This window comes from Pseudacidovorax sp. DMC4, assembly GCF_056314265.1.
Genome location: NZ_JBQUYR010000001.1, coordinates 242,294 through 267,944, shown reverse-complemented (window position 1 = coordinate 267,944; position 25,651 = coordinate 242,294). Strand labels below are relative to the sequence as shown.

21 protein-coding genes are annotated in these 25,651 nt (G+C 70.0%); 8 read left to right on the top strand and 13 right to left on the bottom strand.

All coding sequences use genetic code 11. The annotated features are described in order from the left end of the window. The first annotated feature begins 8 nt into the window (after positions 1 to 8). The gene (locus tag ACT54X_RS01185; protein WP_294366388.1) at positions 9 to 317 is read left to right on the top strand and encodes a M48 metallopeptidase family protein; all 309 of its coding nucleotides are present in this window, start codon (positions 9 to 11) and stop codon (positions 315 to 317) included. Here ACT54X_RS01185 and ACT54X_RS01180 read toward each other — a convergent pair. The 4 genes from ACT54X_RS01180 to leuS are packed head-to-tail and all read right to left on the bottom strand — an operon-like array spanning position 277 to position 5,315. Next, on the bottom strand, positions 277 to 1,002 hold the full coding sequence (locus ACT54X_RS01180; protein WP_294366770.1) for a 5'-methylthioadenosine/adenosylhomocysteine nucleosidase: 726 nt from the start codon (positions 1,000 to 1,002) through the stop codon (positions 277 to 279). The two genes, ACT54X_RS01185 and ACT54X_RS01180, sit on opposite strands and share 41 nt — an antisense overlap. 38 nt (positions 1,003 to 1,040) lie before the next feature. Continuing rightward, positions 1,041 to 2,087, bottom strand: coding sequence for a DNA polymerase III subunit delta (gene holA, locus ACT54X_RS01175; protein WP_294366386.1), 1,047 nt, complete (start codon positions 2,085 to 2,087; stop codon positions 1,041 to 1,043). A 13-nt stretch (positions 2,088 to 2,100) separates the two neighbouring features. After that, positions 2,101 to 2,664: an LPS-assembly lipoprotein LptE gene (locus ACT54X_RS01170; protein ID WP_234193695.1), complete on the bottom strand. Its 564-nt coding sequence runs from the start codon at positions 2,662 to 2,664 to the stop codon at positions 2,101 to 2,103. Next, positions 2,661 to 5,315, bottom strand: coding sequence for a leucine--tRNA ligase (leuS, locus tag ACT54X_RS01165; RefSeq protein WP_476344560.1), 2,655 nt, complete (start codon positions 5,313 to 5,315; stop codon positions 2,661 to 2,663). Before leuS ends, ACT54X_RS01170 begins: the two co-directional genes overlap by 4 nt. A 206-nt stretch (positions 5,316 to 5,521) precedes the next feature. On the opposite strand from leuS, the gene glgB reads away from it, so the two are divergent. From glgB to ACT54X_RS01140, 5 genes are read left to right on the top strand one after another with little or no spacing between them, the layout of a single operon-like run. Next, the gene (gene glgB, locus ACT54X_RS01160) at positions 5,522 to 7,687 is read left to right on the top strand and encodes a 1,4-alpha-glucan branching protein GlgB (protein ID WP_476344558.1); all 2,166 of its coding nucleotides are present in this window, start codon (positions 5,522 to 5,524) and stop codon (positions 7,685 to 7,687) included. Next, complete coding sequence (gene glgX / locus ACT54X_RS01155; protein WP_476344556.1) at positions 7,684 to 9,726, top strand: glycogen debranching protein GlgX; 2,043 nt, start codon at positions 7,684 to 7,686, stop codon at positions 9,724 to 9,726. Before glgB ends, glgX begins: the two co-directional genes overlap by 4 nt. A 57-nt stretch (positions 9,727 to 9,783) precedes the next feature. Further along, on the top strand, positions 9,784 to 11,103 hold the full coding sequence (glgC, locus tag ACT54X_RS01150; protein WP_476344554.1) for a glucose-1-phosphate adenylyltransferase: 1,320 nt from the start codon (positions 9,784 to 9,786) through the stop codon (positions 11,101 to 11,103). Beyond that, positions 11,103 to 12,578 (top strand): glycogen synthase GlgA, encoded by a 1,476-nt coding sequence (glgA, locus tag ACT54X_RS01145; protein WP_476344553.1) that lies wholly within the window; start codon positions 11,103 to 11,105, stop codon positions 12,576 to 12,578. Before glgC ends, glgA begins: the two co-directional genes overlap by 1 nt. 59 nt (positions 12,579 to 12,637) lie before the next feature. Beyond that, positions 12,638 to 15,106 carry a glycogen/starch/alpha-glucan phosphorylase gene (locus ACT54X_RS01140; RefSeq protein ID WP_476344551.1) on the top strand — a complete coding sequence of 823 codons (2,469 nt, stop codon included), beginning with the start codon at positions 12,638 to 12,640 and terminating at the stop codon, positions 15,104 to 15,106. 106 nt (positions 15,107 to 15,212) lie between these two features. Here the strand turns inward: ACT54X_RS01140 and ACT54X_RS01135 are convergent, their stop codons facing one another. The 4 genes from ACT54X_RS01135 to ACT54X_RS01120 all read right to left on the bottom strand — a co-directional run bounded on the left by ACT54X_RS01135 (position 15,213) and on the right by ACT54X_RS01120 (position 17,973). After that, the gene (locus ACT54X_RS01135) at positions 15,213 to 15,677 is read right to left on the bottom strand and encodes an ExbD/TolR family protein (RefSeq protein WP_476344549.1); all 465 of its coding nucleotides are present in this window, start codon (positions 15,675 to 15,677) and stop codon (positions 15,213 to 15,215) included. A 67-nt stretch (positions 15,678 to 15,744) separates the two neighbouring features. After that, positions 15,745 to 16,446 (bottom strand): MotA/TolQ/ExbB proton channel family protein, encoded by a 702-nt coding sequence (locus tag ACT54X_RS01130; RefSeq protein ID WP_476344547.1) that lies wholly within the window; start codon positions 16,444 to 16,446, stop codon positions 15,745 to 15,747. Between the two features lie 38 nt (positions 16,447 to 16,484). Next, positions 16,485 to 17,324: a 4-hydroxy-tetrahydrodipicolinate reductase gene (dapB, locus tag ACT54X_RS01125; RefSeq protein WP_354319051.1), complete on the bottom strand. Its 840-nt coding sequence runs from the start codon at positions 17,322 to 17,324 to the stop codon at positions 16,485 to 16,487. 94 nt (positions 17,325 to 17,418) lie between these two features. Next, positions 17,419 to 17,973, bottom strand: a complete 555-nt coding sequence (locus ACT54X_RS01120; RefSeq protein WP_294366369.1) for an outer membrane protein assembly factor BamE — start codon at positions 17,971 to 17,973, stop codon at positions 17,419 to 17,421. A gap of 116 nt (positions 17,974 to 18,089) precedes the next feature. Here ACT54X_RS01120 and fur point away from each other — a divergent pair, with 116 nt between their 5' ends. Beyond that, entirely contained in the window at positions 18,090 to 18,506 is a 417-nt protein-coding gene (gene fur / locus ACT54X_RS01115) for a ferric iron uptake transcriptional regulator (RefSeq protein WP_076505370.1), read from the top strand. 318 nt (positions 18,507 to 18,824) lie between these two features. Here the strand turns inward: fur and hprK are convergent, their stop codons facing one another. From hprK to ACT54X_RS01095, 4 genes are all read right to left on the bottom strand, one after another. Next, positions 18,825 to 19,778: an HPr(Ser) kinase/phosphatase gene (gene hprK, locus ACT54X_RS01110; protein WP_043119117.1), complete on the bottom strand. Its 954-nt coding sequence runs from the start codon at positions 19,776 to 19,778 to the stop codon at positions 18,825 to 18,827. Between the two features lie 94 nt (positions 19,779 to 19,872). Then, complete coding sequence (locus ACT54X_RS01105) at positions 19,873 to 20,340, bottom strand: PTS sugar transporter subunit IIA (protein WP_294366364.1); 468 nt, start codon at positions 20,338 to 20,340, stop codon at positions 19,873 to 19,875. Positions 20,341 to 20,484: 144 nt separating this feature from the next. Beyond that, positions 20,485 to 20,814 (bottom strand): ribosome hibernation-promoting factor, HPF/YfiA family, encoded by a 330-nt coding sequence (hpf, locus tag ACT54X_RS01100; protein WP_017757964.1) that lies wholly within the window; start codon positions 20,812 to 20,814, stop codon positions 20,485 to 20,487. Positions 20,815 to 21,067: 253 nt separating this feature from the next. After that, positions 21,068 to 23,188 carry an ATP-dependent helicase gene (locus tag ACT54X_RS01095; RefSeq protein WP_476344543.1) on the bottom strand — a complete coding sequence of 707 codons (2,121 nt, stop codon included), beginning with the start codon at positions 23,186 to 23,188 and terminating at the stop codon, positions 21,068 to 21,070. Between the two features lie 249 nt (positions 23,189 to 23,437). Between ACT54X_RS01095 and corA the strand changes: the two genes are divergently transcribed. Then, the gene (gene corA, locus ACT54X_RS01090; protein WP_294366359.1) at positions 23,438 to 24,424 is read left to right on the top strand and encodes a magnesium/cobalt transporter CorA; all 987 of its coding nucleotides are present in this window, start codon (positions 23,438 to 23,440) and stop codon (positions 24,422 to 24,424) included. A 130-nt stretch (positions 24,425 to 24,554) separates the two neighbouring features. Here corA and ACT54X_RS01085 read toward each other — a convergent pair whose 3' ends face one another. Further along, on the bottom strand, positions 24,555 to 25,631 hold the full coding sequence (locus ACT54X_RS01085) for a homocysteine S-methyltransferase family protein (protein WP_476344541.1): 1,077 nt from the start codon (positions 25,629 to 25,631) through the stop codon (positions 24,555 to 24,557). Positions 25,632 to 25,651 lie beyond the last annotated feature (20 nt).

Sequence of the window (25,651 nt, the reverse complement as noted above, 5' to 3'; positions counted from 1 at the left end):
GCGACGCCGTGCAGGAACTGCGGCAGCGGACCATGGCCTGGGCCGTCAGGCTGCGGGTCAATCCTCGAACCGTGCGCGTTCAGGACATGGACAGGAAGTGGGGCTCTTGCACGTCCAGTGGCACGGTGACACTGGCCTACGACCTGGTGCACCGGACCGGAGACTTCCAGGACTACGTCATCGTGCACGAGTTGCTGCACCTGCGCCTGCCCAATCATGGGCGCCTGTTCAAGGCCCTGCTCACGGCGCACGTGCCCGGCTGGCGCGAGCTGGAAGCTACAGCCGCGTCAGGGCCCGCCGCACGATGGCCGCGCTGAACGGGCTGGCCACGCGGGCCACGAAGCGGCCGAAGTCGGCATGGGCCGCGTCGTCGGCGCGATCGGAGACGGTGCGCACAGCCGCAAACGGAACACCCCAGTCGTGGCAGACCTGGGCGACGGCGGCGCCTTCCATCTCCACGACCAGCGCATCGGGCAACGCGTTGCGCAGCGCCGCGCTCTCCGCCGCCGTGGCGACGAAGCGGTCACCGCTCACGATCAGGCCGCGGTGCAGCCGCGCCTGCGTCAGCGCGAACTCGGCCTGCACCTCGGCCGGCAGGTGCGTGGGCAACGCGGCCAGCACCTCCTGCGCCGCGGCGGCCAGGGCGTCGGCCAGCGCGGCGTCGGCCGCAAAACGGGCCACGCCGGTCAGTGGCACCTCGTGCCGCGGAAAGAGCGGCGAGGCGTCCATGTCGTGCTGCAGCAGCTCACGCGCCACCACCACGTCGCCCACGGCCACGCCGTCGCCCAGGCCGCCGGCCACGCCGGTGAAGAGCACGGCCCGCACGCCGTAGCGCGCCAGCAGCACGGCGGCCGTGGTGGCGGCGGCGACCTTGCCGATGCGCGAGAGCACCACGACCACCGGCCGGCCCTCCAGGTGGCCGCGCCAGAACTGGCGGCCGGCGACCGTCTCGGCCTGTTCGTCGGGCATGGCGGCAAGCAGGGCCGCCAGCTCCTCGTGCATGGCGCCGACGATGGCGATGGGGGCGTCTTCTGCAGCGCTCACGCGCACAGCTTCGCCGTCATCAGCCCCAGCCGCTGCAGCGCCTGCCAGGGGTCGGCGGGCCAGTCGGGCTGCTTGAGGCCCTTGACGATGCCGTCGGTGACATGCGCGGCGCGCAGCAGGCGCGCCAGCGCGCGCGGGGTGAGGCGCGGCAGCACGCGCTCGAAGGCGCGTTCGCGCGGGCCCCAGATGCGGTTCTCGCGCAGGGCCATGGGCAGCGGACGGCCCGCCTCCATGGCGTCGCGCACGCGCTTGAGGGCGCGGATGTCCTCGGCCAGCGTGTAGTGCACCAGCACCGCCGCCTCGCCCTCGGCCTGCAGGCCGCTGAGCATGCGGGCCACGCGCGGGGCGTTGCCCGAGAGCACCGCGTCCGACAGCTTGAACACGTCGTAGCGTGCCACGTTGTTGACGGCGGCCTCGACCTGTTCCCAGCCCAGCTCACCCGGCGGGTGCAGCAGGGCGAGCTTCTGGATCTCCTGATGGGCGGCGAGCAGGTTGCCTTCCACCCGGTCGGCGAAGAACTGCAGCGTGCGCTGGCCCTCCTCGCCGGCCTTCACGCGCTGGCCCTGGCGCGCCAGGCGCTGGGCGATCCACTGCGGCAGGGCGCCGCGTTCGACCGGGTCGACCTGCAGCGTGACGCCGTGCGACTCCAGGGCACCGAACCAGGCCCCGCTCTTGGTCATCTTGTCCAGCCGCGGCAGGAAGACCAGCGTGAGCGTGCCATCGCTGGCCGAGGCCCCCTCGGCGATCTGCTGCAGGGCGGTACTGCCGTCCTTGCCGGGCTTGCCCGACGGGATGCGGATCTCGATCAGCTGCCGGTCGGCGAAGAGGCTGAGCGAGCCGCCCGCGGCCAGCACGCTGCTCCAGTCGAAGTGGGCGCCGGCCACGGTGAAGCTGCTGCGCTCGGTGTAGCCGGCCGCGCGGCCCGCCGTGCGGATGGCGTCGGCCGCCTCCTGCACCAGCAGCGGCTCGTCGCCGTGCACGGTGTAGAGGGTGCGCAGGCCCTTGGCCAGGTGCGCGTCGAGCTGGGCGGCGGCCAGTTGCATCGGGACGACGGACTCAGGACGCGGCGGGCGGCTTGGCCGCCGCCAGGCGGCGCACCAGCTGCTGGGCCATGTCCTGCATCATGTCGCGGTACAGGAAGTTCTGTTCCGCTTCCTTGGCCAGCACGGTGTTCTCGTTGTAGCTGATGTCGCGCGACAGCGTGATCGAGGTCTTGGGGATCAGCTCGCGGCCGTCCTTGGTGCGCAGCCGGTAGCTGATCTGCAGCGTGATCGACAGGTCGCGGGCCTGGCCCGTGGAATTGGTCGAAAGGATGGCGCTGTTGCGGGACTCGTCGCTGAGCTCACAGATGGCCTCGGCCTCGGCCACCGGGTCGGTGTTGGCCAGCACCTTCAGGTCGCCCTGGCCGCGCAAGGCGCGGCGCAGCTCGGCGGCCACGCCCGGTACACCGGTCACGGCGATGGAGCGGAAGGGAAACTGCGCGGCCCCGCGCAGCCGGAAGCCGCAGCCGCCCAGCAGCGCGGCCACGGGCAGCATGGCCGCACCCGCCAGCAGGCCGCGGCGCGAGACGCGCTGCGCCGTGTCCGACGGCCGCCCGGCAAGGCGCGCGCCCGTCGTCATGCCACCACCACGTTGACCAGGCGACCCGGCACCACGATCACACGCTTCACGGCCTGGCCGTTCGCATGCTTGGTGAAGGCCTCGCTGGCCACGGCCAGGGCCTCGATCTCGGCCTTGTCGGCGCTGGCCGGCACCACCACGGCGCCGCGCAGCTTGCCATTGATCTGCAGCATGAGTTCGACCTCGTCCTGCGCCAGGGCGCTTTCGTCGACCACGGGCCAGGGCGCATCGAGCAGCACGCCCTGCGCATCCGCGTAGCCGAGCTGCTTCCACAGCTGGTGCGTCAGGTGCGGCGTGACCGGGTAGAGCACCCGCAGCAGGATGCCGAAGCCTTCGCGCAGCGCGGCCACGCCGCCTTCCTCGCCCTCGGCCTTGAAACCTTCGAGCGCGTTGAGCAGCTTCATCGCGCCGGAGACGACGGTGTTGTACTGCATGCGCTGGTAGTCGTAGTCGACCTGGCGCAGCACGGTGTGCACCTCACGGCGCAGGGCCTTGGCGGCCTTGCCGGGCGCGGCGCCATCGGCGGCGGGCATCGCGGCCAGCGCCTGGCCGAAGTTCCACACGCGACGCAGGAAGCGGAAGCTGCCTTCCACCGCCGCGTCGTTCCACTCCAGCGTGGCCTCGGGCGGCGCGGTGAACATGGTGTACAGGCGCGCGGTGTCGGCGCCGTACTTCTCGATCAGCTCCTGCGGGTCGACGCCGTTGCGCTCGCTCTTGCCCATCTTGCCGACGCCGCCGTACTCGACCACCGTGCCGTCGGCCGTGGTGCCGCCGGTGATGCGGCCCTGCGCGTCCAGCGTGGGCGTGACCTCGGAGGGCGGGAAGTAGTCCTTGCCGCCCTTGGCGTTGCGCTTGAAATAGATGTGGTTGAGCACCATGCCCTGCGTGAGCAGGCGGGTGAAGGGCTCGTCGATCGTCACCAGGCCCAGGTCGCGCATCACCTTGGTCCAGAAGCGCGCGTACAGCAGGTGCAGGATGGCGTGCTCGATGCCGCCGATGTACTGGTCCATGCCGCTGCCGCCAGCGGCATTGCCCTGGCCCCGCATCCAGTAGCGGGCGCCGTCGGCCACCATGGCCTGGTCGTTGGCCGGGTCGCAGTAGCGCATGAAGTACCACGAGCTGTCCACGAAGGTGTCCATCGTGTCCGTCTCGCGGCGGGCCGGCTTGCCGCAGGTGGGACAGGTGCAGGCGAGGAAGTCCTCGCGCTTGTTCAGCGGATTGCCGCTGCCGTCGGGCACGCAGTCGGTGGGCAGCACCACGGGCAGGTCCTGCTCGGGCACGGGCACGGGGCCGCAGTCGGGGCAGTGGATGATGGGGATCGGCGTGCCCCAGTAGCGCTGGCGGCTGATGCCCCAGTCGCGCAGGCGCCAGGTGGTCTTCTTGGCGCCCAGGCCCTTTTCCTCCAGCGCGTGCGCCACGGCGTCCACCGCCTCCTGGTGGCGCATGCCGCTGAAGTTGTCGGAGTTGATGGTGACGCCGCGCTCCTTGTCGGCATACCAGTCCTGCCACTTGTGGAAGTCGAAGTGCGGCTCGTCGTCCACCAGCACCACCTGCACGATCGGGATGCCGTACTTGTTGGCGAAGGCGAAGTCGCGCTCGTCATGCGCCGGCACGCCCATGACGGCGCCGTCGCCGTAGCTCATGAGCACGTAGTTGCCGACCCAGACGGGGACCTGTTCGTCGGTGATCGGGTGCGTGACCGTGAGGCCGGTGGGCACGCCCTTCTTCTCCTGCGTGGCCAGCTCGGCCTCGGTCACGCCGCCGGCCTTGCACTCGGCGATGAAGGCGGCGATCTCGGGGTTGCTGGCGGCGGCATGCGCGGCCAGCGGGTGCTCCGGCGCCACGGCGCAGAAGGTCACGCCCATGATGGTGTCGGCCCGCGTCGTGAAGACGTACATGCGGCCGTCCTGGATCGGCGCACCGTCCGCACCGCGGATGTCGTGCGTGAAGGCGAAGCGCACGCCGCTGCTCTTGCCGATCCAGTTCTCCTGCATCAGCCGCACGCGCTCGGGCCAGCCGGGCAGCTTGTGCTGCACGTGGTCGAGCAGCTCTTCGGCGTAGTCGGTGATCTTGAGGTAGTAGCCGGGGATCTCGCGCTTCTCGACCGGCGCGCCGGTGCGCCAGCCGCGGCCGTCGATCACCTGCTCGTTGGCCAGCACGGTCTGGTCCACCGGGTCCCAGTTGACGACCTGGGTCTTGCGGTAGGCGATGCCCTTCTCGAGCATCTTGAGGAACAGCCACTGGTTCCACTTGTAATAGCTGGGGTCGCAGGTGGCGACCTCGCGGCTCCAGTCGATGGCCAGGCCCATGGCCTGGAGCTGGCCCTTCATGTACGCGATGTTCTCGTACGTCCACTTGGCCGGCGGCACGCCGTTCTTGAGCGCCGCGTTCTCCGCCGGCAGGCCGAAGGCGTCCCAGCCCATGGGCATGAGCACGTTGTAGCCGCTCATGCGCAGGTAGCGCGCCAGCATGTCGTTGATGGTGTAGTTGCGCACATGGCCCATGTGCAGCTTGCCGCTGGGGTACGGCAGCATGGAGCAGGCGTAGTACTTCTTCTTGCCCGCGACTTCGGTCACGCGGTAGGCATCGGCGGCGGTCCAGTCGGCCTGGGCGGCGGACTCGACTTCACTCGGTTGGTAGGTGGGATTCATGGGCTTGGCACAGGCGCCCGGCGCAGGGCGGGCCGGGGACCGGCGATTATCAGGGCTTGGCGCAGGCCGCACGGGGTGGCCCGTTTCTCGCTTGCGGCGCGGGCGACCACCGGTACCGCCCTGGCCTCCCGTCCCGCCGGACGGCGCAGGGTATTCGCTACATTTGGAACCCCTGCGGCGTCCTCTTCGCCTTCCCCCTTTTCCGAATGCTTTCCGACGGCGAAATCCAGTCCCTCATGCGGGCCGAGCATGGCGACCCCTTCGCCGTGCTCGGCCCGCACCGCGTGGCCGGCGGGCTGCGCATCGCGGCCCTGCTGCCGGGGGCGCGTCAGGTGGCGGTGCTGCATGCGGCCTCGGGCGATCCGCTGGCGGTGCTGCAGCGCCAGGGCGACTCGGATGTCTTCGCCGCCCTGGTGCCCGCCGCCCCGGCCGAACTGGGCTACCTGTTGCAGGTGCAGTGGGACGACGGCCATGCCTCCCGCCTGCACGACCCCTACCGCTTCGGGCCCGTGCTGTCCGACCTGGACGTGTGGCTGCTGGCCGAAGGCACGCACCTGCGGCCCTTCGAGGTGCTGGGCGCGCATCCGCGCGTCCAGGCCGGCGTGCACGGCGTGGCCTTTGCCGTCTGGGCGCCGCATGCGCGACGGGTGTCGGTGGTGGGCGACTTCAACACCTGGGACGGTCGCCGCCACCTGATGCGGCGGCGCCCCGAATGCGGCGTGTGGGAGATCTTCGCGCCGCACGTGCAGCCGGGCGATGCCTACGAATTCGAGATCCTGGCCGCGGACGGGGCGCTGCTGCGGAAGGCCGACCCCTACGCCTTCGGCGCCCGCCTGCGGCCCGGCACCGCCAGCGTGGTGCGCGAATTGCCGCCGCCCCTGCCGCTGCCGCCCGAGCGCGCTGCCGCCAACCGGCGCGACGCGCCCATCAGCATCTACGAGGTGCACCTGGGCTCCTGGCGCCGCAAGAACGGCCATGAATGGCTCAGCTACCGCGAGCTGGCCGAGACGCTGGTGCCCTATGCCGCCGGGCTGGGCTTCACCCACCTGGAGCTGCTGCCCGTCAGCGAACATCCCTTCGACGGCTCCTGGGGCTACCAGCCCATCGGCCTGTATGCGCCGACCTCGCGCTTCGGCACGCCGGAGGACTTCCGCCATTTCGTTCAGGCCGCCCATGCCGCCGGGCTGGGCGTGATCCTGGACTGGGTGCCGGCCCACTTTCCCACCGATGCACATGGCCTTGCGCGCTTCGACGGCACGGCGCTGTACGAATACGAGGACCGGCGCGAGGGCTTCCACCGCGACTGGAACACGCTCATCTACAACTGGAAGCGCACCGAGGTGTGCAACTACCTGGTCGGCAATGCGCTTTACTGGCTGGAGCGCTTCGGCATCGATGGCCTGCGGGTGGATGCGGTGGCCTCCATGCTGTACCGGGACTACAGCCGCCCGCACGGCGAGTGGCTGCCCAACGAACACGGCGGCCGCGAGAACCTGGAGGCCATCGCCTTCCTGCGCCGCATGAACCAGGTGGTGGGCACCGAGCGGCCCGGCGCCGTCACCTTCGCCGAGGAATCGACCAGCTTCCCGCGGGTCACCCAACCGCCCGAGGCGGGCGGCCTGGGCTTTCACTACAAGTGGAACATGGGCTGGATGAACGACACGCTGGCCTACGCCCACACCGATCCGCTGCACCGCCGCCACCAGCACCGGCAGATCACCTTCGGCCTGATGTACGCCCACAGCGAGAACTTCGTGCTCCCGCTGTCGCACGACGAGGTGGTGCACGGCAAGGGCCCGCTCATCGACAAGATGGCCGGCGGCGACGACTGGCAGCGCTTTGCCGGGCTGCGGCTTTTGTACGGCTGGCAGTGGGCCTATCCGGGCAAGAAGCTGCTGTTCATGGGTGGCGAGTTCGCCCAGACGCGCGAATGGAGCCACGACCGCGGCCTGGACTGGCAGTTGCTCGACCACGCGCCGCACCAGGGCGTGCAGCGCCTGGTGCGCGAGCTCAACCGCATGTACCGCCACTTTCCGGCCCTGTTCGAGCAGGACTGCGAGCCGCAGGGCTTCGAATGGATGGTCCACGACGACGAGGCGCAGTCCGTCTTCGCCTTCGTGCGCCGCGCCCCCGACGGCGCCCTGCTGCTGGCGGTGGCCAACTTCACGCCCGTGGTGCGCCACGACTACCGCGTGGGCGTGCCCCGGGCCGGCGCCTGGCGCGAGGTGCTCAACACCGACAGCGAACGCTTCGGCGGCAGCGGCGTGGTCAACGGGATGGCCAACACGGTGCCCGAGCCGATGCACGGCCAGGACCAGCACCTGGCGATCGCCGTGCCGCCGCTGGCGGTGACGTGGTGGACCCTCGCATGAGCCTGCTCGCCGGTCGGCCGCATCCCCTCGGCGCCACGCTCCTGCCCGGCGGCGGCGTCAACTTCGCCCTCGTCGCACCGCGGGCCGAAGCGGTGGAGCTGTGCCTGTTCGACGCCGAGGGCCGCCACGAGCAGCAGCGTCTGAAGCTCGCGCACTGCACCGACGGCGTCTGGCACGGCCTGCTGCCGGCGGCGCGCGCCGGGCTGGTCTACGGCTGGCGCGTGCACGGCCCTTGGGCGCCGCACGAAGGCCAGCGCTTCAACCCGGCCAAGCTGCTGCTGGACCCGTATGCGCGCGAGGTGGTCGGCCAGTACCGGGGCGAAGACCTCTTCCTCGGCCATGTCCCGGGCCAGCCCGAGGTGCGCGACCCACGCGACAACGCCGCCATCGCCCTCAAGGCCCGCGTGACCGCCCCGCTGCCGCCGCTGGCCGTGCCGCGGCCGCGTATCGCGGCGGGCGAACGGGTGCTCTACGAGCTGCACCCCAAGGGCCACACCATGCTGCATCCGGCCGTGCCGCCGGAGCACCGCGGCCGCTATGCCGGCCTGGCCCAGCCGGCGGTGCTCGACCATCTGCATCGCCTCGGCGTGACCACGCTGAGCCTGATGCCCGTGCAGCACCGCGCCGACGAGGAGCGGCTGCAGAAGCTGGGCCTGGCCAACTACTGGGGCTACAGCCCCATCGGCTGGTTCGCGCCCGAGGCGCGCTATGCCAGCGAAGGCGGCAGTCCCGTGGCCGAGTTCCGTGCCCTCGCCGAGGCGGTGCATGCGCGCGGCATGGAACTGGTGATCGACGTGGTGTTCAACCACAGCGCGGAGACCGACGAGCTGGGCCCGACGCTCTCGCTGCGCGGCATCGACAACGCCCTCTACTACCGCCTGCGCGCCGACGCCCCGGCCTTCTACGAGAACTGGAGCGGCTGCGGCAACTGCCTGGACTTCTCCGAGCCGCGCGTGGTGCAGCTGGCCATGGACGCCCTGCGCCACTGGGTGACCGAGCTGGGCGTGGACGGCTTCCGCTTCGACCTGGGGCCCATGCTGGGCCGCGGCACGGATGGCGGCTTCGACGCCCGCGCACCCTTCCTGGCCGCCTGCCTGCAGGACCCGGTGCTCTCGCAGGCGCTGCTGATCGCCGAGCCCTGGGACATCGGCCCCGGTGGCTACCAGCTGGGCGCCTTTCCGCCCGGCTGGCTGGAGTGGAACGACCGCTTCCGCGACACGCAGCGCGCCTTCTGGCTGCACCGGGCCGTGGGCCGCGGCGACTTCGCACACCGGCTCGCCGGCTCCAGCGGCGAGTTCCACCACGACGGCCGGGCGCCCACGGCCAGCGTCAACTTCATCACCGCGCACGACGGCTTCAACCTGCGCGACCTGCTCAGCTACAACGAGCGCCACAACCTGGCCAACGGCGAGCAGGGCCGCGACGGCCATGCCCACAACCTCGGCCACAACCAGGGCGTGGAGGGCGACACCGACGACGCGGCCGTCCTGGCCCGCCGCCGGCGCCTGGCGCGCACCCTGCTGGCGGCGCTGATGTGCGCCCAGGGCACGCCCATGCTGCTGGCGGGCGACGAGTTGGGCCACAGCCAGGGCGGCAACAACAACGCCTACTGCCAGGACAACGAGACCACCTGGATCGACTGGGCCCGCGCCGATGCCGCGCTGGTGGACTTCACCGCCCGCCTCACGGCCCTGCGCCGCCGGGCGGCGCCGCTGCGCCGCACCCGCTGGTGGCCCGCCGAGCCGGCCGCGAACGAGCCCCGCCTGCGCTGGCTGGCACCCGAAGGCCGCCCCATGGAACCCGCCGACTGGGAACGCGGCCAGGCCCACGCCATGGCCGTCCGCTTCGAGGGCGAGGCGGGCGAGGGTGACTGGCTGCTGCTGGTCAACGCCGGGAATGGCCCGGCACCGTTCGTGCTACCTCCTGGCGACTGGCACCTGCACCTGGCCACCGACGACGAGACACCCACCGCGCCGCGCAACCTGTCCACCCACGAGACGGTGCCGCCCGGCACGCTCTGGCTGGCCGGGCCGGCCTGACGACGGCTGACTTTGCTTTCCACAAGACCGACACCGACCCCACAGGAGACTCACGGGATGGACCATTCCCTCGAAACCCATCAGCTGGTGCGACGAAGCATCGCCCTGGTCCTGGCCGGCGGCCGGGGCTCGCGGCTCAAGCAGCTGACCGACCGCCGCGCCAAGCCGGCCGTCTTCTTCGGCGGCAAGTTCCGCATCATCGATTTCGCGCTGTCCAACTGCATCAACTCCGGCATCCGCCGGGTGGCGGTGGTCACCCAGTACAAGTCGCATTCGCTCATGCGCCACCTGCAGAGCGGCTGGAACTTCCTGCGCGCCGAGTTCGGCGAGATGGTCGAGGTGCTGCCCGCCCAGCAGCGGGTGAGCGAAGACCACTGGTACCGCGGCACGGCCGATGCCGTCTACCAGAACGCGGACATCATCCGCTCGCGCTCGCACCGGCACGACTACGTGGTGGTGCTGGCCGGCGACCACATCTACAAGATGGACTACTCCATCATGCTGCGCGACCACGTGGCCAACGGCGGCGGCTGCACCGTCGGCTGCATCGAGGTGCCGCGCGAGGAGGCCACGGCCTTCGGCGTGATGGCCGTGGACGAATCCCGCCGCGTCACCGCCTTCATCGAGAAGCCGGCCGACCCGCCCCCGATGCCCGGCAAGCCCGATGTGGCGCTGGCCAGCATGGGCATCTACATCTTCGATGCCGAGTACCTCTACCGCCTGCTGGAGGAAGACGCCGACAACCCCGAATCGGAGCACGACTTCGGCAAGAACATCATCCCGCGTGCCGTGGCCGAGGGCCGGGCGCTGGCGCATCCCTTCGGCATGTCCTGCGTGAGCCGGGTGCAGGGCGTGGTGCCCTACTGGCGCGATGTGGGCACGATCGACGCCTTCTGGTCGGCCAACCTCGACCTGGCCTCGATCACGCCCGAGCTGGACATCTACGACGACGACTGGCCGATCTGGACCTACCAGCGCCAGTTGCCGCCGGCCAAGTTCGTGCCCGACCGCGACGGCAACCCGGGGCAGGCGGTGAACATCATCGTCTCGGGCGGCTGCATCGTCTCGGGCTCCGGCGTGCGCAACTCGGTGCTGTTCTCCGGCGTGCGGGTGCATTCCTTCTGCGACATCGAGGAGGCGGTGATCCTGCCCGACGTGACCATCGGCCGCGGCTGCAAGCTGCGCAAGGTGGTGATCGACCGCGCCTGCGTGCTGCCCGACGGGCTGATCGTGGGCGAGGACCCGGTGGCCGACGCCGAGCGCTTCGAGCGCACGGCCGGCGGGGTGGTGCTGATCACGCGCGAGATGCTGCGCCGGCTCGGTCTGCAGCAGCCGGTGGAGAACCTCGCCAGCTACGGAAAGGGTGGCTCGGCCTGATGCGCATCCTGCAAGTGAGCGCGGAGCTGTTCCCGCTGCTCAAGACCGGCGGCCTGGCCGACGTGACCGGGGCCCTGCCCCTGGCCCTGGCGGCCGCGGGCGCCGACGCCCGCGTGCTGCTGCCCGCCTTTCCCGCCATCGCGGCCGGCGTGGCCGATGCCCGGCCGGTGGCGACGTTCCACGCACCCTGGGGCGAGCCGGCCCTGCTGCGCTTCGGCTACATCGACGGCGGTGCCGGCCGGCTGCTGCCCACCTACCTGGTCGATTCGCCCGCCCTGTACGACCGTCCCGGCAACCCCTACGAAGGACCAGGCAAGCAGCCCTACGGCGACAACCACCGCCGTTTCGCCATGCTGGGCTGGGCGGCCGCGCTGCTGGCCCAGGGGCTGGACCCGCTGTGGCGCCCCGAGCTGCTGCATGCGCACGACTGGCACGCCGGCCTGGCGCCGGCCTACCTGGCTTTCGCGCGCCAGCGCGGCCAGGGCGCGGACGTGCGCAGCGTCTTCACCATCCACAACCTGGCCTACCAGGGCCAGTTCGGCGGCTGGGCCTTCGCCGAGCTGGGTCTGCCGCCCGAAGCCTTCCAGGTCGAGGGACTGGAATACCACGGCGACGTGTCCTTCATGAAGGCGGGCCTGTTCTACGCCGACCGCATCACCACCGTCAGCCCCACCTACGCCCGCGAGATCCAGACGCCCGAGCAGGGATTCGGCCTCGACGGCCTGCTGCGCGCGCGCAGCGGTGCGCTGCACGGCATCCTCAATGCGGTGGACGAGACGGTGTGGAACCCCGCCACCGACAGCCACCTGGCGCAGCGCTTTTCCATGCCCGAGGGCCGGCGCATGGCAGGCAAGGCCCGCTGCAAGGCGGCCCTGCAGCACGAGCTGGGCCTGGCGGTGGACGAGCGCGCGCCGCTGTTCATCGTGATCAGCCGGTTGACCGAGCAGAAGGGCCTGCACCTGGTGCTGGGCGGCATCGACGGGCTGCTCGAACGCGGCGGCCAGCTGGCCTTGCTGGGCAGCGGCGACGCCTGGATGGAGCAGGCCTTCCGCGAGCGCGCCGCCGCGCAGCCCAAGCGCATCGCTGCGCGCATCGGCTACGACGAGCCGCTGGCCCACCGCCTCTTCGGCGGCGCCGACGTGGTGCTGGTGCCCTCGCGCTTCGAGCCCTGCGGCCTGACGCAGATGTACGGCCTGCGCTACGGCGCCCTGCCGCTGGTGCACCGCGTGGGCGGCCTGGCCGACACGGTGGTGGACTGCGCGCTGGAGAACATGGCCGAGGGCACGGCCACCGGTTTCGTCTTCGAGCGCTTCGAGGGCGAGGACTACGCCCGCGCCCTGCGCCGGGCCTTCGCCCTGTACGAGCGACCCGCCGACTGGCGCCGCGTGCGGGCCACCGCCATGCGCCGGCCGGCCGACTGGGGCACCGCCGCTGAGCACTATCTCACGGTCTACCGGGAGGCCCTGGCCCATTAAATGCTGGGGAACCTTCGGCGCCGGGCCCCTTCCCATCCACGAAAGCTTTCAAGAACGCCATGACTCCAGCCGACTTCGAATACGACCATCCCGATCGTGACGTTGCCGCCTTCAAGCGCTCCGTGGCGACCAAGCTCATGTACGCCGTCGGCAAGGACCCGGTGGCCGCCAGCCAGGACGACTGGCTCGCCGCCACCGCCCTGGCCGTGCGCGACCAGCTGGTCGAGCGCTGGATGGCGACCACGCGCGCCAGCTATGCGCAGGACGTCAAGCGCGTGTACTACCTGTCGATGGAATTCCTCATCGGTCGCACCTTCACCAACGCCCTGCTGGCGGTGGACCTGTACGACACCGTCAAGGCCGCGCTGGCCGACTTCGACATCGACGTCAGCGCCCTGGCCGAGCGCGAGCCCGACGCGGCACTGGGCAACGGCGGCCTGGGCCGGCTGGCAGCCTGCTTCCTGGATTCGATGGCCACGCTGGGCGTGCCGGGCATGGGCTACGGCATCCGCTACGAATACGGCATGTTCCGCCAGCGCATCATCGACGGCCAGCAGGTGGAGACGCCCGACTACTGGCTCACGCGCGGCAATCCCTGGGAATTCCAGCGGCCGGAGGTCAAGTACCGGGTGCGCTTCGGCGGCCATGTGGAAGGCCGCCAGGCCTACGGCACCGCCAAGTGGGTGGGCACCCACGACGTGCTGGCCATCGCCTACGACACCATCATTCCGGGCTACGGCACGCAGGCCACCAACACGCTGCGGCTGTGGTCGGCCCGCGCCACCGAAGAGATCGACCTCTCGGCCTTCAACCGCGGCAATTACTTCGAGGCGGTCGAGACCAAGAACCACTCCGAGAACGTCTCGCGCGTGCTCTACCCCGACGACTCCACGCTCTCGGGCAAGGAGCTGCGCCTACACCAGGAGTACTTCTTCTGCAGCGCCAGCGTGCAGGACCTGGTTCGCCGATACCTGCGCACCCACACGGGCTTCGACCAGCTGCACGAGAAGGTCAGCATCCACCTGAACGACACGCACCCCGTGCTGGCCGTGCCCGAGCTGATGCGCCTGCTGGTGGACGAATACGACGTGGGCTGGGACGAGGCCTGGGCCCAGACGCAGAAGGTCTTCAGCTACACCAACCACACGCTGATGCACGAGGCGCTGGAGACCTGGCCGGTCGAAATGCTGGGCCGCGTGCTGCCGCGCCACCTGCAGATCATCTTCGACATCAACGCCCGCTTCCTGGGCGAGGTGGCCGCCCAGGTGGGCCAGGACACCGACCTGATGCGCCGGCTGTCGCTGGTGGACGAGTCGGGCGAGCGGCGCGTGCGCATGGCCTACCTGGCGGTGCTGGCCAGCCATTCGGTCAACGGCGTGTCGGCGCTGCATTCGGAGCTGATGAAGCAGTCCATCTTCGCGGACTTCGCGCGGCTCTTCCCGGAGCGCTTCAACAACAAGACCAACGGCGTCACGCCGCGCCGCTGGCTGGCCCAGGCCAACCCGCCGCTGGCCGCGCTGCTGGACAAGCGCATCGGCCGCGGCTGGCGGCGCGACCTGTCGCAGCTCGAAGCCCTCAAGCCCATGGCCGAGCAGCCCACCTTCGTGCGCGCCTTCCGCCATGCCAAGCGCGAGAACAAGCTGCGCCTGGCCAACTGGATCGAGCAGCACATGGGCGTGGTGGTGGACACCGACGCCATGTTCGACGTGCAGGTCAAGCGCATCCACGAATACAAGCGCCAGCTGCTGAACGTGCTGCACGTCATCACGCGCTACCACCGCATCCTGGACGATCCGCACGGCCACCATGTGCCGCGCGTCGTGATCTTCGCGGGCAAGGCGGCCTCGGCCTACTTCACCGCCAAGCAGGTGATCCGGCTCATCAACGACGTGGCCGCCGTCATCAACGCCGACGAGCGCGTGGGCAAGCTGCTGAAGGTGGTGTTCCTGCCCAACTACTCCGTGAGCCTGGCCGAGATCATCATGCCGGCGGCCGACCTGTCGGAGCAGATCTCCACCGCCGGCACCGAGGCCTCGGGCACCGGCAACATGAAGTTCGGCATCAACGGCGCGCTGACCATCGGCACGCTGGACGGCGCCAACGTGGAGATGAAGGAGAACGTCGGCGACGACAACATCTTCATCTTCGGCAACACCACGCCGCAGGTGGCCGAGATCCGCGCCAAGGGCTACCGGCCACGCGACTTCTACGAAGGCAATGCCGAGCTCAAGCGCACGCTGGACGCGATCCAGTCGGGCGCCTTCTCGGCGGGCGAGCCGGGGCGCTACCAGGGCCTGTTCGACACGCTGGTGAACTGGGGCGACCACTACCTGCTGCTGGCCGACTACGCGGCCTACGTGGCCAAGCAGGCCGAGGTGGACGCGCTCTACCGCGACGCCGACGCCTGGGCGCGCAAGGCCATCCTGAACGTGGCGGGCATGGGGGCGTTCTCGTCCGACCGCACCATCGCCGAGTACGCACACGACATCTGGCGCACCAGGCCGGTGGTGCTGGGCAAGGCGGGCTGAGGGCGGCGCGCGGTCACCGTTTGGCGCCGCTGCGGGGCAAGAGGCGGTCGGCCACGGACCGGCGGCCAAGCCTGCTTTTGGCCGATGCGCCGGCCGACGCAGTTGCTCAGCGTGGCGACGCGCCAGCGCGATCGATGGACGCCGGCTCGGCCACGAAGCCGATGCGCTGGATGCCCGCCTCGCGCGCCGCATCCATCAGCGTGACGATCTCGCCATAGGGCCGGCTGCGGTCGGCGCGCAGTTGCAGTTCGATGTCCGGCACGCCCGCGGCGGCGGTGCGCAGCCGCTGCGTCAGCGCGTTGGCATCGGCAACGGGCTGGTCGTCCACGAACAGGTGGCCCTGCGCGTCCAGCGCCACGGTGATGGCGCGCGGCTGCTCCACCGGCGCGGCGGCCCCTGCAGCGGGCAGGTCGAGGCGGATCAAGCTGGCCATCAGCGGCGCCGTGACGATGAAGATCACCAGAAGCACCAGCATCACGTCCACCAGCGGCGTGACGTTGATGTCGGCCATGGGCCGCGCAGCGGGGCCGGTGCGCGGGTTCAGGCGGTCGGTGCTGCGGCCGAAGGCCATGGTGCGGGGTCGTCCTGCTTGGTGGGGATGAGAGCTCGCCCGGCTGTAGCAAGCGGCAGAGCGGCGATCAGGCCGTCACCGGCATCGGCCGCGCAGGGGGCATCGGTGCCGTCGCCGGCTCGGGTGCGAACACGGCCAGCAGGTCGTGCGCGAAGCCTTCGAGCTCGGCCTCCATGTGTCCGATGATGCGGCCGAAGACGTTGTAGGCCGCCACGGCCGGCAGGGCCACGGCCAGGCCGAAGGCGGTCATGATCAGCGCCTCGCCCACCGGGCCGGCCACCTTGTCGATGGTGAAGCCGCCCGCCTGGCCCGCGATGCTCACCAGCGCGCCATGGATGCCCCACACCGTGCCGAGCAGGCCGACGAAGGGGGCGGTGGCGCCGATGGTGGCCAGCAGGATCTGCCCCGCCTGCAGCTGGCGCAGCACGGCCTGCAGCGCATCGCGCAGCGCCCGGGTGAGCGGGGCCTGCGGCTGGCCCAGGGCCTGCAACGTGTCGGGCGCCGTGCGCGCAGGCAGCGACTGCACGGCCTGCGCCAGCGGCAGCACATGGCGGCGCGGGTCGAGTCCTGCCAGTCGGGCCACGCCCTCGCCCACGTCCGGCGCCTGCCAGAAGAGCGCCACCGCGCGGGCCAGCCGGCCGGCGCCGCCGCGCAGCACCCACGCTTTCCACAGCAGCGTGACCCAGCTGGCCACCGACATCAGCAGCAGCAACAAGGCGACGCCGCGGCCGACGGCGTCGGCCTGGTCCAGCAGCGAAAGGGCACCCATCGTCTGCTCGCGCGGTCGCGTTGGAGGGGATGGCGCGCTCAGCGCAGGCCGAGCACGTCGAACATGTCGAACAGGCCGGCCTTCTGGCCGGCCAGGAAGCGCACCGCGCGCAGGCTGCCCTGGGCATAGCCGGCGCGGCTGCTGGACTTGTGCGAGATCTCGATGCGCTCGCCCGTGCCGGCGAACAGCACGGTGTGGTCGCCCACGATGTCACCGCCGCGGATGGTGGCGAAGCCGATGGTGGAGGGGTCGCGCTCGCCCGTGACGCCTTCTCGGGCGTAGACGGCGCAGTCCTTCAGGTCGCGGCCCAGCGCGTCGGCGATCACCTCGCCCATCTTGAGCGCGGTGCCCGAGGGGGCGTCCACCTTGTGGCGGTGGTGGGCCTCGATGACCTCGATGTCGTAGCCGGTGGAAAGCGCCTTGGCCGCCATCTCCAGCAGCTTGAAGGTGACGTTGACGCCGACGCTCATGTTGGGCGCCATGACGATGGCGATGTCCTTGGCGATCTCGGCGATCTCGGCCTTCTGCGCATCGCTGAAGCCGGTGGTGCCGATCACGGCCTGCACACCCAGCTCGCGGCAGACGGCCAGATGGGCCATCGTGCCTTCGGGGCGGGTGAAGTCGATCAGCACCTGCGCACCGGCGAGGCCAGTCCGCAGGTCGGCCGTCACGGCCACGCCGGAGGCAAAGCCCAGGAAAGCGCCCGCATCGCCGCCCAGCGTGGGGCTGCCTTCGCGGTCGAGGGCGCCGGCCAGCTGGCAGTCGTCCGCGGCGCGCACCGCCTCGATCAGCATGTGGCCCATGCGGCCGGAGGCGCCCGCGACGGCGATGCGGTGCGAGGCGAAAGACGGAGAGGAGGCGACGGGAGCGGCGGTCATGCGCGTTCGCTTTCGGTGCGGGAGGGCAAGAACAACAAAGGCCGCCGGGCCGGCCGCGTTGCGACGGCGGCGACCGGCGGCCTGGGGAGAAGGTTCAGCGGGTTTCGAGCGGCGGGTAGCTCGGCGGCAGCGGCTGGGTGCTGCGCGGCAGGTCCTGCGTGGGCGACGCGGACACGGCCGGTTTGAATTTCTTGAGCTCGTCTTCCGAGGCCTGCAGCTCGGGCACCTTGCCGCTGCGCTTGCGGGTGTCCAGCGTGGCGACGAATTCCTCTTCGGAAGGCATGGTGTCGCCCTCGAAGCGGGCCAGCGTGTCGCCCTCGAAGAACACCGTCAGGCGGCGTTGCTGCGGCTCGACGCCCTGGCGGCGGATGGTGAAAACGTAGTCCCAGCGGTTGGCATGGAAGACGTCGGTGAGCAGCGGCGTGCCCAGGATCTCGCGCACCTGCTGGCGCGACATGCCGGTCTTGAGGGCGTCCACCTGCTCCTTGGAGACGAAGTTGCCCTGCACCACCTCGACCTTGTACGGCGTGATCGCGTTGAGGGCGCCGCGCACACGATCACCGGTGCTGCTGCAGCCGGCGATGCCGACGCCGACCAGCAGGACGGCCGCCAGACGAAAGCCGCTCGGGCGGAGAAGTTGTCCAGGCATGGGGAAAAAGCGTGGCGATATGATCCGGGCATTGTAGCGGCCGGCCTCTGCCAGGGCGGCTCCGACCCACAGGCAGCGCGGGCATGCCACCCGCCTCGCCAATGCCGGAATCCACCATGGGCAACATCGAAGAACTCAAGAGCACCGGCCTCAAAGCCACCCTTCCCCGCCTGAAGATCCTGGAGATCTTCCAGACCGGCGGCCAGCGCCACATGACGGCCGAAGACGTGTTCCGCGTGCTGCTGAACGAGCGCTCCGACATCGGCCTGGCCACCGTGTACCGCGTGCTGACCCAGTTCGAGCAGGCCGGCATCCTGGAGCGCAGCCACTTCGAGAGCGGCAAGGCCGTCTACGAACTCAATGAGGGCACGCACCACGACCACCTCGTGTGCACCGTCTGCGGCAAGGTCGAGGAGTTCTACGACGCCGAGATCGAGCGCCGCCAGCAGATGATCGCCAAGGACAAGGGCTGGGAGTTGCAGGACCATGCCATGTCGCTCTACGGCGTGTGCAACGACTGTAGAAACCGATAAACACCCCCCATGCCGCTTCGCGGCTCCGGGCGGCCGCCAGAGGCGGCTGCTCTTCGGGCACGTCCAAGCCTGCACTGGCAGTCTTGGAGCCGCGGCCCTCAGCCCCTCTCTGGCGCCTTCGGCTTGGAGGGGGGCGCACCCAGAGGCCTGGCAAAGCCAGTTCCTCGGGTGCCCTGACATGGCCTGCTCCGCGGCCTTTTGATCAGGGGAAGCAGGAGCCAGCCGATGCCGTCTAAAGACGGCCCGCCTGCCGCTGAACAACGGCTCATCAATGAACGAAGCCCCTTCCGGGGCTTTGTTCATTCGGAGGACTGCGGCTCACGCGCCGCCGTTTTCCATCGCCTTGTGGTGGCGGGCGACGAAATCGGCATAGGTGTCGATACCGCGCAGTTGCAGGATGGAGTTGCGCACGGCGGCTTCGACCAGCACGGCGATGTTGCGGCCGGCCACCACCTGGATGACCACCTTGCGGATCGGCACGCCCAGCACGTCCTGCGTGAGCGGCTCGGCGGGCATGCGCTCGTAGTCGCGCTCGAAGGAGTCGCGGCGCACGAGGTGCACGATGAGCTTGAGCCGCATCTTCCGGCGCACCGCCGTCTCGCCGAAGATGGCCTTGATGTCCAGCAGGCCGATGCCGCGCACCTCCAGCAGGTTCTGCAGCAGGTCGGGACAGCGGCCCTCGATGGTGGCCTGGTTGATGCGGAACAGGTCGACCGCGTCGTCGGCCACCAGGCCATTGCCGCGCGAGATCAGCTCCAGACCCAGTTCGCTTTTGCCCAGGCCCGATTCGCCGGTGATCATCACGCCCATGCCCAGGATGTCCATGAACACGCCGTGCATCGAGGTGCGCTCGGCGAAGTGCTTGGACAGGTAGGCCCGCAGCACGTCGATGACGAAGGCCGAGGATTCGCGGGTGGCGAAGAGCGGCAGTTGCGCCCGCTCGCAGATGGACAGCAGTTCGTCCGGCGCGGCCTGGCCATCGGCCAGCACCAGCATGGGCGGCTCCAGCGTGACGATGCGGGCCACGCGCCGGGCGCAGTCCTCGGGCGATCCGCGCGTGAGGTACGCGACCTCGCGAGCGCCCATGATCTGCACGCGGTAGGGATGGATGTAGTTCAGATAGCCGACCAGGTCGGCGGCCGAGCGGGCATTGCTGATGACCTCGGGGTCGAACTGCCGCTCCGAGGCGCCGAGGCCCGCCAGCCACTCCCAGCGCAGGGAGCCGCGGAAATCCTCGAACATCGCATCGGCACTGATGACGGTGGGCTTCATGCGGCCATTGTCCACAGAGGCGAGCCCCCGTCGGGGCACCCGCGCGACGTCATGAGAAAGCAGGAAAGGGCGCGAGCCCCGGGGCGTGCGCCCCTCAGACCACCTGGGCCGAGCGCCAGCCCGCGATCAGGGCATGCAGCTCGCTGGCGTCGACGCTGCTCTTGATCTTCTCGCGCAGGGGCGCATCGCTCAGCATCTCGGCGATCTCGGAGAGGATCTCCAGATGCTTCTGCGTGGCCGTCTCCGGCACCAGCAGGAAGATGAGCAGCGCCACGGGCTGCTCGTCGGGCGCGTCGAAACCGATGGGATGGGCCAGCTGGAAGACCGCCGCCATCGGCGATTTCAGGCCCTTGATGCGACCGTGCGGGATGGCCACGCCATGGCCCAGACCGGTCGAACCGAGACGCTCGCGGGCGAACAGGCTGTCGGTGATGAGCGCGCGGCCGAGGCCGTGCAGGTTCTCGAACAGCAGGCCCGCTTCCTCGAAAGCACGCTTCTTGCTGGTGGCGTCCACGCTCACGAGCACTTGAGCGGACGGCAGGATGGATGCGAGTCGGTTCATGGTGGGGGGCGAATCGGGGCGCGATTATGCACCCGGGCTAACCCTTGTACCAGACATGGAAAAGCCGCCCGGAGGCGGCTTTTCAAGAGGATTTGCCCCGAGCAGGGGCTCGGCGGCATGGCAGGCGGTGTCGCCTGCGGGACTTCACATCAGGCGCTTGGGCGAGGGATGTCCATGATCCTGGAGACGGTCCTTGTGGCGGACGACCTGGCGGTCGAGCTTGTCCATGAGTTCGTCCACCGCCGCATACAGGTCGGCATGGCTGGACTCGGCGAACATGTCGTTGCCCTTCACGTGGATGCTGCATTCGGCGCGTTGCCGGCGTTCCTTTTCCTTCTGCTTCTCCACGGTAAGGATCACCTTGACGTCCACCACGCGGTCGAAGTGCCGCGTGATGCGGTCGAGCTTGGTGGTGACGTAGCTGCGCAGCGAAGGCGTGACGTCGAGGTGATGGCCGCTGATCGTCAAATTCATGAATGACCTCCTGGAATTGACGGTTGGGGAAATGGCCGGTTCTTCGAAAGGAAGGCGCCGGCCGGCGGAACTCAAGCGGGTGCGCGAGGCAATGCGGGATGTCGGCGGGGCGGTCTGACGATGTGGGATGAAGGCGCGTCGGCGCGTTGAATTCACTATGCGCGCGGCGTCATCGAATTGCAATGGAGGAATGTTTGAGCGCCATCAGGAGATGTTCGCGCCGCTGCATCTTCGATAGCGCGGGGGCCCGCATTCAAGAGCCCGGACGCCAGGCGGCGCGCAGGCGCTGGCGCAGGTCCAAGACCTCGGGCGGGACAGGGGCATGGGGCACGACGGGCGGCGGTGGCGGCCAGGTCACGCGGTCGAAATGGTGCAGGTCCGCATCGGGGATGAAGCGAGTGCGGCCTGCATACAGATGCCGGTCGCCGAAGCGCGACTGCTGCGTGACATGGAAGCGCTGCGGCACCAGCAGGTGCAGGTGTTCCCGGGCGCGCGTCATGGCGACGTAGAGCAGGCGCCGCTCCTCCTCCAGCTCGTGCGCGCCCTGCGCCACGTCGGCCGGCATGCAGCCGTCGACCACGTTGAGCACGTGCACCGAGTTCCATTCCTGGCCCTTGGCGGAATGGATGGTCGAGAGGATGAGGTAGTCCTCGTCGAGCAGCGGCGGGCCGGGCCGGTCGCTGGTGGCGTCGGGCGGGTCGAGGGTCAGCTCGGTCAGGAAGCGCTCGCGCGACGCGTAGCCGCGGGCCAGTTCGGCCAGTTGCTGCAGATCGCCCAGTCGCAGCGGCGCGGCCTCGTACAGGCGCTCCAGGTGCGGCGCGTACCAGTCGATGGCGATGGCCAGCTCCTGTGGCCAGCCATCGCCGCCGGCCTTGAGCGCCTGCCAGGCGCGGGCGAAGTCCTGCCAGGCCTCGCGCACCATGGGTGGCGGCACGAAGGCGGCCAGCGCGGCGGCCGGGTCGGCGGCAGCCTGCATCGCGTCCATCAGCCGGCCTGCGGTCGCGGGACCGATGCCGGGAATGAGCTGCACCGTGCGGAAGCCCGCCAGCCGGCTGCGCGGGTTGTGCACGAAGCGCATCAGCGCGAGCAGGTCCTTGACGTGGGCCGCTTCCAGGAATTTGAGGCCGCCGAACTTCACGAAGGGGATGTTGCGGCGCACCAGTTCCAGCTCCAGCGCCGCGCTGTGGCTGGCCGTGCGGAACAGCACTGCCTGCCGCTTGAGCGCCAGACCGCCTTCGCGGTGGGCCAGCACGCGGTCGGCCACCCAGGTGGCCTGGTGCGCCTCGTCGGGCACCAGCACCAGCTGCGGACGGCCCGCGCTCGGGCGGTCGGTCCACAGGCGCTTGGCATGGCGCTCCTGGGCATGGTCCATGACGGCATTGGCGGCGTTGAGGATCGGCGGCGTGCTGCGGTAGTTGCGCTCCAGCATGAGCACGCGCGCCGGCGGGTCGAAGGCGGCCGGAAAGTCCAGGATGTTGCGCACCGTCGCGCCGCGGAAGCCGTAGATGGCCTGGGCGTCGTCGCCGACGGCCGTGACACCACGGCCGTCGGGCTTGAGGCGGCGAAGGATCTCGTCCTGCAGCCGGTTGGTGTCCTGGTATTCGTCGACCAGCACATGGTCGAAGCGGGCGCTCACCTGTGCGGCGAGGGCCGGTTCTTCCATCATCGTGGCCCAGGCGAGCAGCAGGTCGTCGAAGTCCAGCGCGTTCTGCTGGGCCTTGGCGTCCACATAGTCGGCGAACAGGGCCGGCAGCTGTTCCTGCCATTCGGCGCACCAGGGGAAGGACTGGCGCAGCACCTCGGCCAGCGGCAGCCGGGTGTTGACCACGCGCGAGTAGATGGCCAGGCAAGTGCCCTTGAGGGGAAAGCGCCGGGCCGTCTGCGACAGGCCGCGGGCGTGGCGCACCCAGCCCATCAGGTCTTCGGCATCGCCCCGGTCGTGGACGGTGAAGTCCGGGTCCAGCCCGAGCTGGACCGCATGGTCGCGCAGCAGCCGTGCGCCGACACCGTGGAAGGTGCCGGCCCAGGGCAGCGCCGGCAGGCTGCCTTCTGCGAGGCCGAGCACGCGGGCGGCGACCAGGCCGGCGCGGCGGGTCAGCTCCTGCGCGGCACGGCGCGAGAAGGTCAGCAGCAGGATGCGCTGCGGGTCGGCGCCCGCGGCCAGCAGGTGGGCGACCCGGTGGGCGAGCGTGCTGGTCTTGCCGGCCCCGGCACCGGCGATGACCAGCAGCGGCCCGCCCGGCATCGCGCGCTCGCCGACGCCGTGCAGGACGGCTGCCCGCTGGTCTTCGTTGAGCCCGGCCAGGGCCGCTTCCAGGCGCCCGGCCACGGTGTCGGCGGCGACCGTGGACGCTTCGTTCACAAGGGTGGACATGACGCCACAAATGTACTGGATGCCCATCCAGATCGGGGCATTTCACGCCCTGCTGCGGTGCATAATCGCGCCCGCTGCTTTACCGGAGTACCGACCTTGGACACCTCCCCGTCTCGGCAGCTTTCAGCTCCCTTCTGACCTTCGCGTCGCGCGTGCCGGCCGGTGCGCGGGTGGCGGGCTGAAAGCGCCAACCACCCCCTTCCTGTCGCCCATCGTCCCGCAACGCCTTCGCTTTCAGGGGAGCACGCCATGCTCAACATCTTCACGCTCGCCAACGGCCGCCTCGTCCAGGAGGAAATCGAGTCGCTGGAGGAGCTGTCCCGCTTCCAGCCCATCTGGGTCGACCTGGAGTCGCCCAGCCCGGACGAGAAGCGCTGGGTCAAGCAGTACTACGGCCTGTCCATTCCCGAGGACGTGACCGACGAGGACATCGAGGAGTCGGCCCGCTTCTACGAAGAGGACAACGGCGACCTGCATGTGCGCAGCGACTTCTTGATCGCCGACGCCGACGAGCCGCGCAGCGTGCGCGTCGCCTTCATCCTCAACCAGCACAACGCCGAACTGAAGAGCCGCGGCGTGCTGTTCTCGATCCACGACGAGGACGTGCCGGTGTTCCGCCTGCTGCGCATGCGCGCGCGCCGCGCGCCGGGGCTGATCGAGGACGCCAAGGAGGTGCTGCTCAAGCTCTTCGACGCCGACGCCGAATACTCGGCCGACACGCTCGAAGGCATCTACGACGAGCTCGAAGCCGCCGGCAACTTGGTGCTCAAGGGCAACGTGAGCGACGAAATCGCCGGCGAGGTGCTGGGCCTGATCGCGCGCCAGGAAGACTTGAACGGCCGCATCCGCCGCAACGTGATGGACACCCGCCGCGCGGTGAGCTTCATGATGCGCAGCCGCATGCTCAATGCCGACCAGTTCGAGGAGGCGCGGCAGATCCTGCGCGACATCGAATCGCTGGACAGCCACACCGCCTTCCTGTTCGACAAGATCAACTTCCTGATGGACGCCACGGTCGGCTTCATCAACATCAACCAGAACAAGATCATCAAGATCTTCTCGGTGGCCAGCGTGGCGCTGCTGCCGCCGACGCTGATCGCCAGCATCTACGGCATGAACTTCAAGTTCATGCCCGAGTTGGAGTGGAGCCTGGGGTATCCGTACGTGCTGCTGCTGATGGCAGCCAGCGCCGTCGGGCCGATGCTCTACTTTAGAAAGCGCGGCTGGTTGAAGTAGGCCCACCCCCTTGGCGCCTGCGGCGCCTCCCCCTCAAGGGGGCGCACGCAGCGGCCCGGCAAAGCCGGTTCCGCGCGCGCTCCCGCGTGGCCTGCTCCGCGGCCCGATGTCGGGATGTCCGGGCAGGCGCTCAGGCGGCTTCGCGGTAAAAGCGCGCGCCCTGCACGCCGCGCGACGTCATCGGACCGACGGCGGCGCCGATGGCGGCGATGTGGTCGGGGGTGGTGCCGCAGCAGCCACCGACGATGTTGACCAGGCCGTCGGCGGCGAATTCGTGCACCAGGCGCGAGGTGACGTCGGGCGTCTCGTCGAAGCCGGTCTCGCTCATCGGGTTGGGCAGGCCGGCGTTGGGGTAGCAGCTGATGAAGGTGTCGGTCGCCACGCGGTTGAGTTCCTGCACATAGGGCCGCATCAGCGCGGCGCCCAGGGCGCAGTTCAGGCCAACGGCCAGCGGGCGCGCATGGCGCACGCTGTGCCAGAAGGCGGTGACGGTCTGGCCGCTCAGGATGCGGCCCGAGGCGTCGGTGACGGTGCCGCTGATGATGATCGGCAGGCATTCGCCGCTGGCCTCGAAGTACTCGTCGATGGCGAAGAGCGCGGCCTTGGCGTTGAGGGTGTCGAAGATGGTCTCGACCAGCAGCACGTCCGAGCCGCCCTCGACCAGCGCGGCGGTCTGCTCGTAGTAGGCGGCGCGCAAGGTCTCGAAGTCGATGTTGCGGGCGCCCGGGTCGTTCACGTCGGGGCTGATGCTGGCGGTGCGCGGCGTCGGGCCCAGGGCGCCGGCCACGAAGCGCGGCTTGTCCGGCGTGCTGAACTTGTCGCAGGCCTCGCGCGCCAGGCGGGCGCTGGCCAAGTTCATCTCGCGCGCCAGGCCGGCCATGTCGTAGTCCTCCTGCGCGATGGTGGTGGCACCGAAGGTGTTGGTCTCGATCAGGTCGGCGCCGGCCGCCAGATAGCCTTCGTGGATGTCGCGGATGACGTCCGGGCGGGTCAGGGACAGCAGCTCGTTGTTGCCCTTCACGTCCTTGTGGAAGTCCTTGAAACGATCGCCCACGGCCCCGGGGCCGGTGTAGCCCTCGCCGCGGTACTGCGCCTCGCTGAGCTTGAAGCGCTGGATCATGGTGCCCATGGCCCCGTCGAGGATGGCAATGCGCTGGGCCAGGATGGCCGGCAGCTGCTGGGCGCGGGTGTAGGTGGGCAGATTCATGGGGGCGCGATTGTAAAAAC

Coding starts and splice junctions, on each gene's coding strand:
- ACT54X_RS01180 (WP_294366770.1), bottom strand. CDS start 1,002: ATGCACGAGGAGCTGGCGGCCCTGCTTGCCGCCATGCCCGACGAACAG.
- holA (WP_294366386.1), bottom strand. CDS start 2,087: ATGCAACTGGCCGCCGCCCAGCTCGACGCGCACCTGGCCAAGGGCCTG.
- ACT54X_RS01170 (WP_234193695.1), bottom strand. CDS start 2,664: ATGACGACGGGCGCGCGCCTTGCCGGGCGGCCGTCGGACACGGCGCAG.
- leuS (WP_476344560.1), bottom strand. CDS start 5,315: ATGAATCCCACCTACCAACCGAGTGAAGTCGAGTCCGCCGCCCAGGCC.
- glgB (WP_476344558.1), top strand. CDS start 5,522: ATGCTTTCCGACGGCGAAATCCAGTCCCTCATGCGGGCCGAGCATGGC.
- glgX (WP_476344556.1), top strand. CDS start 7,684: ATGAGCCTGCTCGCCGGTCGGCCGCATCCCCTCGGCGCCACGCTCCTG.
- glgC (WP_476344554.1), top strand. CDS start 9,784: ATGGACCATTCCCTCGAAACCCATCAGCTGGTGCGACGAAGCATCGCC.
- glgA (WP_476344553.1), top strand. CDS start 11,103: ATGCGCATCCTGCAAGTGAGCGCGGAGCTGTTCCCGCTGCTCAAGACC.
- ACT54X_RS01140 (WP_476344551.1), top strand. CDS start 12,638: ATGACTCCAGCCGACTTCGAATACGACCATCCCGATCGTGACGTTGCC.
- ACT54X_RS01135 (WP_476344549.1), bottom strand. CDS start 15,677: ATGGCCTTCGGCCGCAGCACCGACCGCCTGAACCCGCGCACCGGCCCC.
- ACT54X_RS01130 (WP_476344547.1), bottom strand. CDS start 16,446: ATGGGTGCCCTTTCGCTGCTGGACCAGGCCGACGCCGTCGGCCGCGGC.
- dapB (WP_354319051.1), bottom strand. CDS start 17,324: ATGACCGCCGCTCCCGTCGCCTCCTCTCCGTCTTTCGCCTCGCACCGC.
- ACT54X_RS01120 (WP_294366369.1), bottom strand. CDS start 17,973: ATGCCTGGACAACTTCTCCGCCCGAGCGGCTTTCGTCTGGCGGCCGTC.
- fur (WP_076505370.1), top strand. CDS start 18,090: ATGGGCAACATCGAAGAACTCAAGAGCACCGGCCTCAAAGCCACCCTT.
- hprK (WP_043119117.1), bottom strand. CDS start 19,778: ATGAAGCCCACCGTCATCAGTGCCGATGCGATGTTCGAGGATTTCCGC.
- ACT54X_RS01105 (WP_294366364.1), bottom strand. CDS start 20,340: ATGAACCGACTCGCATCCATCCTGCCGTCCGCTCAAGTGCTCGTGAGC.
- hpf (WP_017757964.1), bottom strand. CDS start 20,814: ATGAATTTGACGATCAGCGGCCATCACCTCGACGTCACGCCTTCGCTG.
- ACT54X_RS01095 (WP_476344543.1), bottom strand. CDS start 23,188: ATGTCCACCCTTGTGAACGAAGCGTCCACGGTCGCCGCCGACACCGTG.
- corA (WP_294366359.1), top strand. CDS start 23,438: ATGCTCAACATCTTCACGCTCGCCAACGGCCGCCTCGTCCAGGAGGAA.
- ACT54X_RS01085 (WP_476344541.1), bottom strand. CDS start 25,631: ATGAATCTGCCCACCTACACCCGCGCCCAGCAGCTGCCGGCCATCCTG.